1 protein-coding gene is annotated in these 386 nt (G+C 54.9%); it reads right to left on the bottom strand.

Features of this window, described 5'->3' with window-relative positions; genetic code table 11:
• Positions 1 to 386 (bottom strand): GTPase (locus tag AC2Q9J_RS17655; protein ID WP_499041967.1); only part of this gene is annotated, 386 nt, incomplete at both ends.

Below are 386 nucleotides of genomic sequence, written 5' to 3' on the forward strand. Positions count from 1 at the left end.
AGTGCTCCTGTCAACGTCACGATATCTTCCGATGCGATTGCCGAGATCAACAGTGGTCCGCCGACGAAGTCTTTCGTGAGACGGTCTTTCTTATTATATACCTCGAGCTGTGGCACCTCACTCGCACCGAGTTCTTCCAATACCGCATTCCTGGTATCGATTTGATTCAGGTAGTGCGGGTTCGATGCAACGATGACGTGGAGGATCAAGTCGGCACCGACGACTTCCTGCAAAGTCGAACGAAACGCCGCAACGAGTTTCGTCGGCAAGTCACGGATAAATCCGACCGTATCGGTGATCAGCACTTTCCCGCCTCGCGGAAGTTCGAGCTCGCGCGTCAACGGGTCGAGCGTCGCGAACAGTTCATCCTGCTCGTACGTGTCGGC

Source organism: Planococcus sp. RAB007_Raresut (genome assembly GCF_057369535.1).